The organism is Bacillus swezeyi, assembly GCF_001969815.1.
Classification (GTDB): Bacteria; Bacillota; Bacilli; order Bacillales; family Bacillaceae; genus Bacillus; species Bacillus swezeyi.
Map to the genome: position 1 here is coordinate 1 of NZ_MRBK01000045.1, position 13,963 is coordinate 13,963.

Sequence of the window (13,963 nt, forward strand, 5' to 3'; positions counted from 1 at the left end):
GCAGCTAAAGTCCATTTATGAAGCGTTGCACCACAGCCTGACATAAGACTAAAAAAACTGGCGGTAAAACCGTCAGTTTTTTTATAAAAAGAAAAGATAAATTAAAAGCATCAGAAAGTAGCCTCCGCAAAACAGCGCTGCCCCGGTGAGGATCAGCCGCTGATAGTATGTCTTCCTAAACTTTTGTTCTTCCTCTTCCCCTGTCTCCTTCAGCACTTCACCGTCATCGTAAATCATGACAGGCTCCCCCATCATTTCATACATTTCTCGGCAAGCACCGCACGTATCTAAGTGCGCGCTGACCAAGCTTTCTGTTTTTCGGCTGCAATCTCCTTCTATATATAAAGGCAGCAAATCTCTTACAAGATGACAATCCATACTATTAAACCTCCCTGCCTTCCAAGCTTTTTTTCAGCTCCAGGCGGGCCCGGTGAAGATTGGTTTTTACCTTTGACAGCTTCCAGTTCAGCACTTCTGCTATTTCTTCATATGACAGATCCTGAAACTCTCTTAAAATGAGCACAGTCTGGTAATGTTCCTTCAGCTGATCAATGTGCTGTTTCAGCTCTTCCCGCCGTACGGCGTTTGCCAGATGATGCTCAGGTATTTCAAATGTATGCTGTTCCATGTCGCCGCAGGCCGCAACATCGGAAAATTGTATTTTTTTATCTTTTCTGTACCAGTTGATAAATGTATGATGTGCAATCGTATAAAGCCAGGTTTTGATCGATGAATGCCCTCTGAAAGACTCCAAGCCCGCAAATGCTTTCAAGAAGGTGTCCTGCGCCAAGTCTTTCGCCGTCTCAAGCTGATTGGTCCGTCTGTATAAATAGTACATAATGTCATGATAAAACTCCCTGTACAGTTCTTCAATCGTTTGTTTTTTATTGTTAGCCATTTAGAAAAAAAACCACACCGTCATCCAAATCGAAAGGAGCAGAAAGGCGGCATATAATGAATAAACAAAGATCATCATATGACGGACTTGCTGGTAATCTTCTGCATTCTGCATGCCGGGGGGGTCTATGCTCCGCACTGCTGCTTCAGCCTTTTCTTGATAGAAACACTCATGTTCTTTCATCCAGATCATGGTTTCCTCTTCAAGTTCACCTTCTTGATACAGCTCATACAAATCGATAAACACGGCTTCTTTTTCTTCAGTTGTCATCAAAACTTTTCACCTCATATGTCACGGCATCAACCAGGTATGCGTCATGTTCATTTGAGCCGAACCGCTGGATGATGACAAGCCATACATAACGGCTCTTCCGATCTCCGTCCGAAACGATCGCGAGCTTGGTCCGCTTATGATAGACCAAACCTTTTTGATAATGTTCAGACACTTTTTGAAAGGCTTTTTCCCCGTCGGAATAAGTGAAGGGCGGTTTTTCATCAGCTTGCCGATCATCATACCTTCTTACTGTAATATAAGTTCCTTCTTCATGTTTCGTCATGATCCAGCCGGCCTTTAGCACAGTTCCGCTTTCTTTTTTTTGAAAGTCTGTCACATTCTCTTCTGACTCTACCTTGTTCAGCTGTGAAAGGTCTTGATCAAATAAAGAAAGCAAGCGTTTTTCAAGCGCTGATCCGCGATAAGGCAAGGCGTTTTCAGACTTGAACGAAATACCCGTTAATGTTCCGGTAACAGGATGGAAATCCATTTCAGTTCCGTCTTTTGTCTTTACTCGGATGGCTGCCGAATTCAGGCTGTATGAAAAACTTAAATCGATGTTTGTCAGCTGATACGAAGGAACAGGCATGTCCAGCTTTCGATAGACCGCTGCAACATTCCGCTTGATGTCTTGATCAGATACGCGAATTTGTTTAATGCTTTCTAAGCTGTAAACAGAGGCGTCCTCGGAAAATTCCATCAGTGTTTCCTTCCGCCACGCCAGCCTCACCAAGTTGAAGTCGGGGTCCTGACCATCACGGTAAAATTCGACAGCGACTTCACCATCATCACGGCTTACCTTTGTCTTGATGCTTTGTTTGTCAAGTTCGCGGCCGTGTTCCTGCAGAAATTGCATCGACCGCTTTATATATGCCTGATCAGACAGTGCATCCCCATTAGGCTCCTGCTGATTGTGATAATTGCTGACCATTCCCGTCCAGCCGTCGACGTCCGCCTCGTAATTCTTCGTTTTAAAATGATAGACATTATGAAAATCCTGATTGGTGTCTGTCAAATAGATAAAGCCGTCCGCCGGAAAAAACGAGCTGACAGTCTTTCGCGCCTCTTTCACGGAAACAGGCTGAATATTTGCATCAAACACGTCTGAAACGTACGGATGCGAGACCGTAAAAGCCGCATCTGCCAAATTGTAAAAAGGATTGAGAAGAAGCGTAAAAAATACAGCGGTACCTGCGGCTAAAACGCGTTTCATCAGCAGATAGGGCTTTGCTGATCCATTCAGCAGGTGATAAGTCATAAGAAAACCGAGCATGGTCAGAAATACGCTCAGCGGAAAAAATTCATAGCCGAATTTTTTGGTGAAGAAGCCGCCGAGCGTTACCGTGTAAAAAATACCTAGAAGTACATAACGATTCCTCTTCCAATAAAGCTGAAAAAACAAACAGAGCATCAACACGGGAACCCCGGCCATCAGTGCCAAGACGACCAGCAATTGATCAAGTTCAGCTCCGTATTCTGTCAAATAGACAAAGAAGCTGAACAACGCTTGGAAAAACGGCATCGTCATCACCGCAATGTCAAATACAAAGAACAGCCCCTTGCCCCCTTTTTCCGTCAGCGTCATCATATAGTGAAAAGAGACAAGCAAAATATAGCCGAACAGCAAAAACTGCATAAACGGGAGAAGTGCGCTCTGTCCATCTATGTACAGATTGGAAAATTCAGCGGCTTTCATTTGATGGGTCAGTTCAAATGAAAGTGTCAAAATCAAAATCAGCCTGAGACCGATGCCTGCGTAAAAAAAGAGGCTCCGCCTGTTGACTTTCGGATGAAATGAAACGGCATAAAGAAGAGCAAGCCCTGTTAAACACCACTGGATGACCTGCATGCTCTGTCTGCTTAAAACAAAATAGCGTTCAAAATGCAACACATAATCACTGAATAATTCAATCATTAAACACAATTCCTTTGCATAAAATTAAGGCCTCATCATCTTAGACAAACGGTTTGGCATAATGTTTCAGCAAATCATAAAAAAATGAGACTTGTTTTAAAACAAGTCTCATTTTCGCATCATTTCACAGAAGCAAGCGGCAAAACCATAATCAAATATCTTTTTCCCTTATCATCTTTTTCTGTTTTCAGCTGTTCAAATCCTGAACGGGTCAGCATGTTCAGCCATCCGTCCCTTTCATAAGGCACCGCTGCAAAGAGCGCTTTATGGCCCTTCTCATTCAAGCGTTTTCCAATGGTTTTGATCACTTCTTTGGCCAGACCCTTTTGACGAAAATCGGGATGGATCAGCAATGTTCCGAGCCACGGTTTGTCATTTGAAGGCGCCCAGTCGAGATGAAAGCTGACAGCAGCCGGACGGCCGCCCTTTTCCCAAATCAGCCATTCTCCGTTATACATCGCATAGGAGCGCATATAAGCTTCCGCGCTTTCTTCCTTTAGCTCTTCTTCGGCCCATTCAGGGCTCACTTCAATCACCTTTTCAAAAAAGGCCAGATCAGAAGGAGAAAAAGGTCTGCTATTCATGCGGCAGATAGTCTGTGAAAATCGTCCGGTGAGCGGCCGGGTTGCCGGCTACGATGCTGTTGTTTTCGAGAAAATTGAGCGGTTTTCCATCAAGCGTTGTATATGTACCGCCGACTTCATCAAGAAGAATGCACCCCGCCGCATAGTCCCAAGGCGCAAGCCTCATCGTCACATAAACATCCATTCTTCCGGCCGCCACATAAGCGAGCTCTAAAGCTGCTGACCCGTAAGAACGCGTCCCCCTGACCCGCTTGACGAGAGGTGATAAAACGCTTGGATCGATCCGTCTGTTTTCTGTGATCCAAGTCGCATTGATGGCAAGAATCGCTTCTTCAAGCCGGACTTCCTTCATGTTGCCAAGCTTTGTATCGTTCATATAAGCGCCTTCGCCTTGAATCGCATGGTACAGCTCATCATGGGTGACATCATAAATAAGGCCGATTTTGCCTTTCCCGTTTTCAAAAATGCCGATTGAAATCGCAAAATTGCGTTTTTGGTGAATAAAATTCATCGTTCCGTCGATCGGATCGATAATCCAGACGATCCCGTCCAAAGACGTAAGCTTGTCCCCCTGACCTTCTTCGCCAAGAATATGATGATCCGGAAAAACCGATTGGATTTTTTCAATGAAAAAACGTTCTGTTTCTTTATCAATGTTCGTGACAAGGTCATTGGGATTCGATTTTGTTTCAATCGTCATTTTTTCTTTCATGGATTGTTTAATTTTCTGACCTGCCTCTTTCACCCAGCTCTTGGCCAGGCGGTCGATTTCCTTCCAGTTTGTCATCTCACAACCTCTTTTCTATGTATACCTATTATTTATTCATAGCATACTGGTATGAATCGGGAAAAATCAAGAAAAACGAAAAAAGCCAGGGCGCTCAGATAAAAACGAACCTGTCAGACGGTTCGTTTTTATTATGGTTTCACCCATGTAATCTGATCCATTCTTTTCTTAACCGTTCCAGTTTACGCTTGCTCAGCTCAACCTGGGTTTCATCCTTTTGTTCCATGGCTTCAAAAAGCGTCGCTAATTCATAATCGACCTCAAGTCTCCAAACGGCAGCCCGATTGTCTTTTTCTTCCTTAACCCCTTGTTTTACAATTGGTTTCATTTGCCCTACGCCCCTTCCAGAGAAAATTGATTTTCAAGAAGCATCCTTCTGGTCATAGCTCTTTCGGCATTTATATCAATTTCTTATTCATATCGTATGAATTGCTAAAACATTCGTAACGTCATTCTCAAAATTGTGTGTTTACCTAACGATTCCCGGAAAATCGCATGATGAAACGTAATTTTTTGTTTAAAAAAACAACTGTGATAAAATATCATTACTGATTGGACAAGGAGGAAAAAAATGAACAATCTGCGTTTTACTGAAGAGGATTTTGACACATTTACAATAGAAGGTTTAGATGCGCGGATGGGCGTTCTGAAAGAAACCGTACGCCCGAAGCTCCAGGGGCTTGGTGAGCATTTTGCACCTGTTCTGTCCGCCCTTACAGGAGACGAAATGTTCGTTCACGTAGCAAAGCATGCGCGACGTTCAGTCAATCCCCCAGATGACAGCTGGGTCGCTTTCGCAAACAACAAGCGCGGCTATAAAAAACTGCCTCATTTCCAAATCGGCTTGTGGAAAACTCATGTTTTCGTCTGGTTTGCATTAATCTATGAGTCTCCGCTAAAGCAAGAATACGGCCAGCTTTTTAAAGACCGCTTGTCAGACATTAAGAACCGTATTCCAAACGGCTTTTTCTGGTCGGCTGATCACACGAAGCCGGAAGCGCACAAAGCTTCTGATATGAATGAAGAGGAACTGGAAAAGCTGTTTGACCGATTGGTTAAGGTCAAAAAGGCGGAAGCGCTCTGCGGAATCCAGCTTTCAAAAGATGAGGTGCTCGAAATGAGCGAAGAGGAATTTTTGTCTGAAATCGAAGCTTCTTTTGAAAAGCTAGCTTTCCTTTACCGCCTGACGCAGAAAGCTGTGAATGGATAAAAAAGGGATGTAATAGCTCATCCCTTTTTTACATTTTGAGTTTATGATCTTCCGTTTGTTCTTTTGCTTTTTTGACTGTCTGATACGGTGAATAATCGCTCGCTTCTTCAAACTGGCTGCATAGTTTTTTTTCCTCGGCTTTACCGGGAACAATTTCTTTAAATCGGCGGTAGGCGCTCAATAACACCTCGCGCTCGACACCTTTCTCATATGCGAGTTCAACGGTTTGGAAAAACGAAATGACGTCTATCGCTTCATCTGTCGTCCAGTCTTCATTCATCGGATATTGATATCCTTCCATTTGACTCATCTCCTTGTACAGTTCGCCCCAAGCGGCTTTGTTTGTTTAGTATTCGTTTTCTTTTTGATGTCTATCCTCTGGCAGAAAGATCATAAATTGTTCTTTACAATCTTTCAAGAACATAATATAATTCATTTGTTTTATGCCATCAAGGAAAACTTAAAAATAAACCGATGATTTTTGATAAAGAATAGACATCAAGAAGTAGCAGGCATTTTAATGAAGGTGGGAAAACAATTGTTGCAGCACGAAACACCCCTATTTACAGGATTAAAAAAGCATGCCGGCGGAAACCCGGTTCAATTCCATATTCCGGGCCATAAAAAAGGGTCTGGTATGGACCCTGAATTCAGGCAGTTTATCGGTGAAAATGCTTTAAGCATAGATTTAATCAATATCGAACCGCTTGATGATTTACACGCTCCAAAAGGGATCATCAAAGAGGCGCAAGACTTGGCTGCGGAAGCATTCGGAGCCGATTACACGTTTTTTTCCGTTCAGGGAACAAGCGGCGCCATCATGACAATGGTGATGGCTGTCTGCGGACCGGGAGACAAAATTATTGTGCCGAGAAACGTCCATAAATCGGTGATGTCAGCGATCGTCTTTTCCGGGGCTTTACCAATCTTCATTCATCCGGAAATCGATGATGAACTGGGAATCTCCCACGGCATCACCCCTGAATCTGCAAAAAAAGCGCTTGAGGAGCATCCGGATGCTAAAGGGCTTCTTGTCATCAATCCGACTTACTTTGGCATTGCTGCTGATTTAAGAAGCATCGTGGAACTTGCCCATTCATTCAACGTTCCTGTGCTCGTTGATGAAGCACACGGGGTCCATATCCACTTCCATGAAGAGCTTCCCCTTTCAGCGATGCAGGCTGGGGCTGATATGGCAGCAACGAGTGTTCATAAGCTGGGAGGCTCTCTTACACAAAGCTCAGTCCTTAATTTAAAAGAAGGGCTCGTCTCAAAAGAGCGGGTCCAATCGATTTTAAGCATGATGACGACGACATCGACGTCCTACTTATTGCTCGCTTCCCTCGATGTCGCCAGAAAGCGTTTAGCGACAGTAGGACATGAATTAATCGGCCAAACGATCAAGCTTGCCGATGAAACGCGGAAGCGCATCAATAACATAAAAGGCCTCTTCTGTGTCGGCAGGGACATTCTCGGCTCAAAAGCGGCTTATGATTATGACCCGACAAAACTGATCATTTCTGTAAAAAATCTCGGTTTGACAGGACATGATGTGGAAAAATGGCTTCGCGAGTCATATCATATTGAAGTAGAACTTTCAGACTTATACAACATTCTTTGTATTTTTACGCCGGGAGATCGCAAAGAAGATGCAGAAATGCTTATTCAAGCACTGGCAGAAATCGCTCATCAGGCCGCTTCATTTGAAGAAGGCAAAAAACCTGAAGTGCTTCTGCCTGATATACCGGCGCTCGCCATGACACCCCGTGATGCTTTTTATGCCAATACGGAAATCGTACCGTTCGAAAAAGCAGCTGGAAGAATCATTGCGGAATTTGTCATGGTCTATCCCCCTGGGATTCCGATCTTCATTCCCGGTGAAATCATTACGGAAGAAAATATAAACTACATTGAAAAGAACCTTGAAGCAGGCCTTCCTGTTCAGGGTCCGGAAGATGACACGCTTCACATGATCCGCGTCATCAAGGAACAGCAGGCAATCCTGTAAAAAATAAAAGCATGCGGCACAAGCAAACGGCCGCATGCTTTTTTTCTATTCTTTCTCCTCAAGATGGCAGTTGCACTGTCCGCACGTTCCGTAAAGGATTGTCACTTTCTCATCTTCAAAATGCTGAATGGTCTCGTTACAGTCTTGACAAATGATCGTGCCCATCTCTCATTCCCCTTTTCATTTCAAAATGGAAGCGTTTAATCTTTGATTATCTCTATAATATGATGTCACATTAATGTTGTCAACGGCAAATTGTATAACACATTTAAATTATTTTTATGCATTTTTCAGCAACCAGTGCTGTCAAACATGCAGACTCTTCCTCTTCCATCATATTCAATCCCCGAAACTGAACAGAACGATTTTTGAGACGATACAATCAATAAGCCTTTTGACCCAATATTAAGTGACATATGAATAAAACAAGAGTTATCATTTATGTAACAATTGGGTAACAAGCTAAGAATTTTTCTAGGATCATGATAAAATAGGAATTGTTTACTAATTGAACGAAAATAACAGAACAGGAAAATCGGCTTGCATTTTTATAGAGAGGTGAAGAGACGTCATGTTGTTTCGAGCTATTTTCACCGCAATTTGTTTCTTATTTTTAATGAGTGGATGTTCATTGTCTCAGATCATGGCAGACCAGAGTCAAAGCGCCGATCAGCGCCACACCAAGCTTATCTTTTTTTCAGATGACGAGCATATGGAACGGGAAGTGGCTTATTATGATGCGCTTTTAGAATTAAAAAAGGAATTTCCCGCACAGGTTTCAAATATGGAAATCTTAAATAAGAAGGGAAAGTGGGAAAAAGAAGTCAACACATTTCCAAGCTTGCTGCTTGTCGATCATAAAAAAGTACTGGTCAAAATTGAAGGAAAAATAAAAGATAAAGAAAAAATCGTTAAGCTTCTCGAGAAGCAGCTAAAACAATAAAAAATCCCCCGGAAACCGGGGGATTTCAGCGTGTCGACAAACCCTCGCATTCGTTGTCAGGNNTTCGGGTCACGCTGAAAGAAGGATAATAAAATCCCCCGGTTTCCCGGGGGATTTTTTGATTGTTATTTTACGACGTGAACAGGCATTCCGATCGCTACTTCTGCAGCTTCCATTGTGATTTCTCCCAATGTCGGGTGAGCGTGAATTGTCATCGCAATGTCTTCAGCAGTCATTCCTGCTTCGATTGCCAAGCTCAGCTCAGAAATCATATCAGAAGCGCTTGCGCCGGCGATCTGTGCACCGATGACAAGTCCGTCTTCTTTGCGTGTCACAAGTTTAAGGAAACCATCGGTTTCATTTAATGACAGCGCGCGGCCGTTTGCTGCAAATGGGAATTTGGCAGCAGTGACTTCAAGGCCTTCCTCTTTAGCTTGTGCTTCAGTATAACCGACTGATGCAAGCTCAGGCTCAGAGAAGACAACCGCAGGAATTCCAAGATAGTCGATTTCCGCTGCTTCTCCAGCAATCGCTTCAGCAGCGATTTTGCCTTCATAAGATGCTTTATGAGCAAGCGGCGGTCCTTCGATAATATCACCGATTGCATAGAAGTTCGAAACGTTTGTACGGCATTGTTTATCTGTTTTGATGATGCCGCGGTCCGTCATTTCGACGCCGACTTGTTCAAGTCCAAGTTCATCAGTGTTTGGAACGCGTCCGACAGTGACAAGCACGTAGTCTGCATCAATGGTTTGCTCTTCACCTTTTACTTCAAAAGTGACAGTAACGCCGTCTGCTTTTTCTTCTACGCCTTTAGCCATCGCTTTAGTATGAATTTCTACGTTGCCTTTTTTCTTAAGGTTGCGTTTGACAAGAGAGCTCATTTGCTTCTCAAAGCCTGGAAGGATTTCGTCTCCGCCTTCAAGAACGACAACTTCCGTTCCAAAGTTGGCATATGCTGTGCCAAGCTCTGTTCCGATGTAGCCGCCTCCAATAACAACGAGCTTTTTAGGAATTTCTTTAAGCGCCAATGCACCAGTTGAATTCAAAACGCGGTCGCTATATTTAAAGTTTGGCAATTCAATAGGACGAGAACCAGTTGCGATAATGACATTTTTGAACGTGTAAGTTTGAGCTGAATTCTCATCCATAACGCGAACAGAATTGCTGTCTACAAAATATGCTTCACCTTTAACGATATCGACTTTGTTGCCTTTAAGAAGGCCTTCAACACCGCCAGTAAGCTTATTCACAACAGAGGCTTTCCATTCTTGAACTTTTGTAAAGTCCACTGTTACGTTCTCAGCAGTGATCCCCATATCATCAGAATGCTTTGCATTCTCATAACGGTGGCCTGCATTGATCAGCGCTTTTGAAGGAATACATCCGACATTCAGACATACGCCTCCAAGAGTTGCTTTCTCAACGATTGTTACTTTTTGTCCAAGCTGAGCGGCGCGGATGGCAGCTACATAGCCGCCAGGTCCCGCACCAATGACAAGAGTATCTGTTTCAATAGGGAAATCTCCTACTACCATTACATTACGCCTCCATTAAAATTAATTGTGGATCGTTCAGTAAACGCTTGATGTGATTTAACGCGTTTTGTGCAGTTGCTCCGTCGATCATACGGTGGTCAAAGCTTAGAGAAAGAGCTAGAACAGGTGCAGCAACAATTTCACCGTCGCGTACAACAGCTTTTTCAGCGATGCGGCCGATTCCTAGGATAGCAACCTCAGGGTGGTTGATAACCGGTGTGAACCATTGTCCGCCGGCAGAACCGATGTTTGTAATTGTGCAAGAAGCGCCTTTCATTTCAGCAGGAGCAAGCTTGCCATCGCGTGCTTTTGTCGCAAGTTCGTTGATTTCGTTTGAAATCTCAAATACAGCTTTGCGGTCCGCATTTTTCACAACCGGCACAAGCAGGCCTTTTTCAGTGTCTGCAGCAATACCGATGTTGAAGTAGTGCTTCTGAATCACTTCGTCTGTATTATCGTCGATTGATGTGTTCAGTACAGGGTACTTTTTAAGAGCTGATGTTAAAGCTTTTACTACATATGGCAAGTATGTCAGCTTAATGCCTTGGTCAGCCGCAACTTGTTTAAACTGTTTGCGGTGTGCCACAAGGTTTGTAACATCGACTTCGTCCATTAATGTAACGTGTGGAGCAGTATGTTTTGAATTCACCATAGCTTTTGCGATGGCTTTGCGGATTCCGCTCATTTTTTCGCGTGTTTCAGGGAGTTCGCCTTCCGGCACTTGAGCTGCAGCTGCCGGCTGTGCAGCAGGTGCTGCTTTTTCTTCCGCTTGTTCAGGTTGAGCTTCCACCGCAGCTCCTCCGTTTAAGAAGCTGTCGATATCTTCTTTAAGAACACGTCCGTTTTTGCCGGAACCGGCAACCTTCGCGATTTCAACGCCTTTTTCACGGGCATACTTACGAACAGAAGGCATTGCGATGACGCGTTTATTCGGATCTGCATCCTCTTGATCCTGCTGAGTTGCGCCTGTTTCTTGAGCAGGTGCTTCAGCTTCTTTTTGATCAGCTTCTTCTGTTTTAGCTTCGCTAGATTCGTCGCTTCCTTTAAACTGAAGATCTTCGTAACCTGGTGCGTCAAATGTAATGATTGTCTGCCCGACGGTTGCGACTGTTCCCTCTTCAACTTTTAATTCTAATACTTTTCCTTTAACAGGTGAAGGAATTTCTACAACAGCTTTATCGTTTTGCACCTCTGCCAAAACGTCGTCTTCGTTTACCTCGTCGTTTGGTTTGACGAACCATTTGACGATTTCGCCCTCGTGGATTCCTTCCCCGATATCCGGAAGTTTAAATTCAAATGCCACAGTTCTCGACCTCCTAAGATAATTACGTAGTTGATATAGTTCGTCAGCCTGTTTTCGGCCAACTGTCAGTTATACGGCTAAAATTCCCCGCCTGACTGTGGAAATGCATGAAGGGAAAAGGACTGATGTCATCTTTCCCCTTTTGAATAGTCGGATTTGATTAAAATTCCAATACTTTTTTTGCAGTTTCAAGCACGTCTTTATGGTTTGGAAGCCATACGCTTTCAGCTTGGGAGAACGCAAACACCGTATCAGGAGCAGTTACGCGAAGCACTGGCGCTTCAAGGCTCAGGATCGCGCGGTCATTGATTTCCGCAACGACATTCGCCGCTACTCCGGCTTGTTTTTGCGCTTCTTGGACGACGATTGCGCGTCCTGTTTTTTCAACAGATGCGATGATCGTGTCAATATCAAGCGGACTTACTGTGCGAAGGTCAACAACCTCGGCAGATACGCCTTCTTTTTCAAGCTCTTCTGCTGCTTTTAATGATTCGTGTACCATTGCTCCGTATGTGATGATGGAAAGATCTGTTCCTTCGCGCTTCACATCGGCTTTGCCAATTTCAATTGTATATTCCTCTTCAGGAACTTCCTGACGGAATGAACGGTAAAGCTTCATGTGCTCAAGGAAGACAACCGGATCATTATCGCGGATCGCGGAAATCAAAAGTCCTTTTGCATCATATGGAGTTGAAGGAATGACGACTTTAAGTCCAGGCTGCTGTGCAACAAGTCCTTCAAGGCTGTCTGCATGAAGCTCAGGTGTGTGAACACCGCCGCCAAACGGAGAACGGATTGTAACAGGAGAAGTCCAGCGGCCGCCGGAACGGTAGCGCATCCGCGCCATTTGGCCGGAAACCGAATCCATAACTTCATATACGAATCCGAAAAATTGAATTTCCATTACCGGACGGAAACCTTGTAAGCCCATACCGAGTGCAAGACCGCCGATACCAGATTCAGCAAGAGGAGTGTCAAATACGCGATCCTCACCAAACTCTTTTTGCAATCCTTCAGTCGCACGGAACACACCGCCGTTAACACCGACGTCTTCTCCGAAAACTAAGACATTTTCGTCATTTTTCAGTTCTGTGCGTAACGCATCAGTGATTGCTTGAATCATTGTCATTTGCGCCATGGCTTACTTCGACTCCTTCTCTTTATAAATTTCCTTTTGTTCTGCAAGGTTGTAAGGAAGCTCTTCATACATGATGTCGATCAGGTCGGTCACTTTTTGCTTCGGCTCTTCGTCAGCTTTTTTGATCGCCTGTTTGATCTCTTCTTTCGCTTCTTCAATTACCTTGTTTTCGTCTTCTTCAGACCATAAACCTTTGTTTTCCAAGAATTTGCGGAAACGTACAAGCGGATCTTTCTGCTCCCACTCATTCTCGATTTCTTTCGTGCGGTATTTCGTCGGATCATCCCCCGCCATTGTATGAGGTCCGTAGCGGAAGCAAAGCGTTTCGATCAGTGTTGGACCCTCACCGCTGACAGCGCGCTCACGTGCTTCACGTGTTGCGGCGTATACAGCAAGCGCATCCATTCCGTCTACTTGAACGCCGGCGATGCCTGCAGCTGCAGCTTTTTGAGCAATAGTCTGAGCTGCTGATTGTTTTTCAACAGGTGTAGAGATCGCATAACGGTTGTTTTGAACAACGAAGATCGCCGGAGCTTTATAAGCACCCGCAAAGTTGATTCCTTCGTAGAAATCCCCTTGGGAAGCGCCTCCGTCACCTGTATAAGTGATGGCTACAGCCTGTTTGCCGCGTTTTTTCAGACCAAGTGCCACACCGGCTGTCTGAATGTACTGCGCACCGATGATGATTTGTGGTGAAAGCGCATTAACATCTTCCGGCATTTGATTTCCCCGGAAATGTCCGCGTGAGAACAAGAATGCCTGATAAAGCGGAAGTCCGTGCCAGATCAGCTGCGGAACATCACGGTAGCCTGGAAGAACAAAGTCTTCTTTCTCAAGCGCAAAATGCGTAGCAATCTGCGAAGCTTCCTGACCGGCAGTCGGCGCATAGAATCCGAGACGGCCTTGTCTGTTTAAAGAAATAGAACGCTGATCTAAGATACGCGTATACACCATGCGGCGCATTAATTCTTTTAATTGATCGTCTGATAAATCCGGCATTGCCGCTTCATTAACGACTTCGCCTTTTTCATTCAAAATTTGAAACGTTTCGAACTGCTTTTTAATGGCATCAAATTGCTTTTTACTATCAACGATTGCTTTTTTCGTTTTTGCAGCCATATTAAAGTCACCTCTTCCTTTCTTTTGACAGTCATAGACGTGTATCCCTTTATACATACAAAATTAGGGTGTCCTAAATTGACGGGCGCAACTCATATTTATTTCATATTAGCCGCTTTGGTTGTTGTCGAAACTTTTATGTAAGGACAGCACACCGCATTCTAAAACTGTATCATTTATCATTTGCAACAAACTAATACAACAAGTTCCACCAAGGCTAAGTTTACACCAGTGAATCATACTCGTC

Annotated in this window: 16 protein-coding genes; 3 read left to right on the forward strand and 13 right to left on the reverse strand. The window is 44.1% G+C overall.

The features are described 5' to 3' along the window. Nucleotides 1-81: 81 nt before the first annotated feature. The 7 genes from BTA30_RS21085 to BTA30_RS21115 all read right to left on the reverse strand — a co-directional run bounded on the left by BTA30_RS21085 (nt 82) and on the right by BTA30_RS21115 (nt 4,785). Nucleotides 82-378: an anti-sigma factor family protein gene (locus BTA30_RS21085; protein ID WP_076763826.1), complete on the reverse strand. Its 297-nt coding sequence runs from the start codon at nt 376-378 to the stop codon at nt 82-84. Nucleotides 379-382: 4 nt separating this feature from the next. After that, nucleotides 383-898 (reverse strand): sigma-70 family RNA polymerase sigma factor, encoded by a 516-nt coding sequence (locus BTA30_RS21090; protein WP_076763827.1) that lies wholly within the window; start codon nt 896-898, stop codon nt 383-385. After that, nucleotides 899-1,168, reverse strand: a complete 270-nt coding sequence (locus tag BTA30_RS21095; RefSeq protein WP_076763829.1) for a hypothetical protein — start codon at nt 1,166-1,168, stop codon at nt 899-901. Next, nucleotides 1,158-3,086 (reverse strand): hypothetical protein, encoded by a 1,929-nt coding sequence (locus tag BTA30_RS21100; RefSeq protein ID WP_076763832.1) that lies wholly within the window; start codon nt 3,084-3,086, stop codon nt 1,158-1,160. The genes BTA30_RS21095 and BTA30_RS21100 overlap by 11 nt, the downstream gene beginning before the upstream one ends. Before the next feature lie 119 nt (nt 3,087-3,205). Beyond that, on the reverse strand, nt 3,206-3,670 hold the full coding sequence (locus BTA30_RS21105; RefSeq protein ID WP_076763833.1) for a GNAT family N-acetyltransferase: 465 nt from the start codon (nt 3,668-3,670) through the stop codon (nt 3,206-3,208). Further along, on the reverse strand, nt 3,663-4,457 hold the full coding sequence (locus BTA30_RS21110; protein WP_076763836.1) for an inositol monophosphatase family protein: 795 nt from the start codon (nt 4,455-4,457) through the stop codon (nt 3,663-3,665). Before BTA30_RS21110 ends, BTA30_RS21105 begins: the two co-directional genes overlap by 8 nt. A gap of 139 nt (nt 4,458-4,596) precedes the next feature. Beyond that, complete coding sequence (locus BTA30_RS21115; RefSeq protein ID WP_076763838.1) at nt 4,597-4,785, reverse strand: YkzI domain-containing protein; 189 nt, start codon at nt 4,783-4,785, stop codon at nt 4,597-4,599. A 243-nt stretch (nt 4,786-5,028) separates the two neighbouring features. Between BTA30_RS21115 and BTA30_RS21120 the strand changes: the two genes are divergently transcribed. Beyond that, the gene (locus BTA30_RS21120; RefSeq protein WP_076763839.1) at nt 5,029-5,667 is read left to right on the forward strand and encodes a YktB family protein; all 639 of its coding nucleotides are present in this window, start codon (nt 5,029-5,031) and stop codon (nt 5,665-5,667) included. A gap of 28 nt (nt 5,668-5,695) precedes the next feature. On the opposite strand, the gene BTA30_RS21125 is transcribed toward BTA30_RS21120, so the two are convergent. After that, nucleotides 5,696-5,968: a UPF0223 family protein gene (locus BTA30_RS21125; RefSeq protein ID WP_076763841.1), complete on the reverse strand. Its 273-nt coding sequence runs from the start codon at nt 5,966-5,968 to the stop codon at nt 5,696-5,698. A gap of 237 nt (nt 5,969-6,205) precedes the next feature. Here BTA30_RS21125 and BTA30_RS21130 point away from each other — a divergent pair, with 237 nt between their 5' ends. After that, nucleotides 6,206-7,675 (forward strand): aminotransferase class I/II-fold pyridoxal phosphate-dependent enzyme, encoded by a 1,470-nt coding sequence (locus tag BTA30_RS21130; protein WP_094777370.1) that lies wholly within the window; start codon nt 6,206-6,208, stop codon nt 7,673-7,675. A 45-nt stretch (nt 7,676-7,720) separates the two neighbouring features. On the opposite strand, the gene BTA30_RS21135 is transcribed toward BTA30_RS21130, so the two are convergent. Next, entirely contained in the window at nt 7,721-7,840 is a 120-nt protein-coding gene (locus BTA30_RS21135) for a GapA-binding peptide SR1P (protein ID WP_076763845.1), read from the reverse strand. 466 nt (nt 7,841-8,306) lie between these two features. Between BTA30_RS21135 and BTA30_RS21140 the strand changes: the two genes are divergently transcribed. Continuing rightward, nucleotides 8,307-8,618 carry a hypothetical protein gene (locus BTA30_RS21140; RefSeq protein WP_239693589.1) on the forward strand — a complete coding sequence of 104 codons (312 nt, stop codon included), beginning with the start codon at nt 8,307-8,309 and terminating at the stop codon, nt 8,616-8,618. A 125-nt stretch (nt 8,619-8,743) separates the two neighbouring features. On the opposite strand, the gene lpdA is transcribed toward BTA30_RS21140, so the two are convergent. The 4 genes from lpdA to pdhA all read right to left on the reverse strand — a co-directional run bounded on the left by lpdA (nt 8,744) and on the right by pdhA (nt 13,716). Further along, a complete protein-coding gene (gene lpdA, locus BTA30_RS21145) occupies nt 8,744-10,156 on the reverse strand; it encodes a dihydrolipoyl dehydrogenase (protein WP_076763848.1) in 1,413 nt (470 codons plus the stop codon). A 4-nt stretch (nt 10,157-10,160) separates the two neighbouring features. Next, entirely contained in the window at nt 10,161-11,459 is a 1,299-nt protein-coding gene (locus BTA30_RS21150) for a dihydrolipoamide acetyltransferase family protein (RefSeq protein WP_076763850.1), read from the reverse strand. Nucleotides 11,460-11,619: 160 nt separating this feature from the next. After that, complete coding sequence (gene pdhB, locus BTA30_RS21155) at nt 11,620-12,597, reverse strand: pyruvate dehydrogenase complex E1 component subunit beta (protein ID WP_076763852.1); 978 nt, start codon at nt 12,595-12,597, stop codon at nt 11,620-11,622. A gap of 3 nt (nt 12,598-12,600) precedes the next feature. Then, the gene (pdhA, locus tag BTA30_RS21160; protein WP_076763854.1) at nt 12,601-13,716 is read right to left on the reverse strand and encodes a pyruvate dehydrogenase (acetyl-transferring) E1 component subunit alpha; all 1,116 of its coding nucleotides are present in this window, start codon (nt 13,714-13,716) and stop codon (nt 12,601-12,603) included. Between the last annotated feature and the right edge of the window lie 247 nt (nt 13,717-13,963).

Coding starts and splice junctions, on each gene's coding strand:
- BTA30_RS21085 (WP_076763826.1), bottom strand. CDS start 378: ATGGATTGTCATCTTGTAAGAGATTTGCTGCCTTTATATATAGAAGGA.
- BTA30_RS21090 (WP_076763827.1), bottom strand. CDS start 898: ATGGCTAACAATAAAAAACAAACGATTGAAGAACTGTACAGGGAGTTT.
- BTA30_RS21095 (WP_076763829.1), bottom strand. CDS start 1,168: ATGACAACTGAAGAAAAAGAAGCCGTGTTTATCGATTTGTATGAGCTG.
- BTA30_RS21100 (WP_076763832.1), bottom strand. CDS start 3,086: ATGATTGAATTATTCAGTGATTATGTGTTGCATTTTGAACGCTATTTT.
- BTA30_RS21105 (WP_076763833.1), bottom strand. CDS start 3,670: ATGAATAGCAGACCTTTTTCTCCTTCTGATCTGGCCTTTTTTGAAAAG.
- BTA30_RS21110 (WP_076763836.1), bottom strand. CDS start 4,457: ATGACAAACTGGAAGGAAATCGACCGCCTGGCCAAGAGCTGGGTGAAA.
- BTA30_RS21115 (WP_076763838.1), bottom strand. CDS start 4,785: ATGAAACCAATTGTAAAACAAGGGGTTAAGGAAGAAAAAGACAATCGG.
- BTA30_RS21120 (WP_076763839.1), top strand. CDS start 5,029: ATGAACAATCTGCGTTTTACTGAAGAGGATTTTGACACATTTACAATA.
- BTA30_RS21125 (WP_076763841.1), bottom strand. CDS start 5,968: ATGGAAGGATATCAATATCCGATGAATGAAGACTGGACGACAGATGAA.
- BTA30_RS21135 (WP_076763845.1), bottom strand. CDS start 7,840: ATGGGCACGATCATTTGTCAAGACTGTAACGAGACCATTCAGCATTTT.
- lpdA (WP_076763848.1), bottom strand. CDS start 10,156: ATGGTAGTAGGAGATTTCCCTATTGAAACAGATACTCTTGTCATTGGT.
- pdhB (WP_076763852.1), bottom strand. CDS start 12,597: ATGGCGCAAATGACAATGATTCAAGCAATCACTGATGCGTTACGCACA.
- pdhA (WP_076763854.1), bottom strand. CDS start 13,716: ATGGCTGCAAAAACGAAAAAAGCAATCGTTGATAGTAAAAAGCAATTT.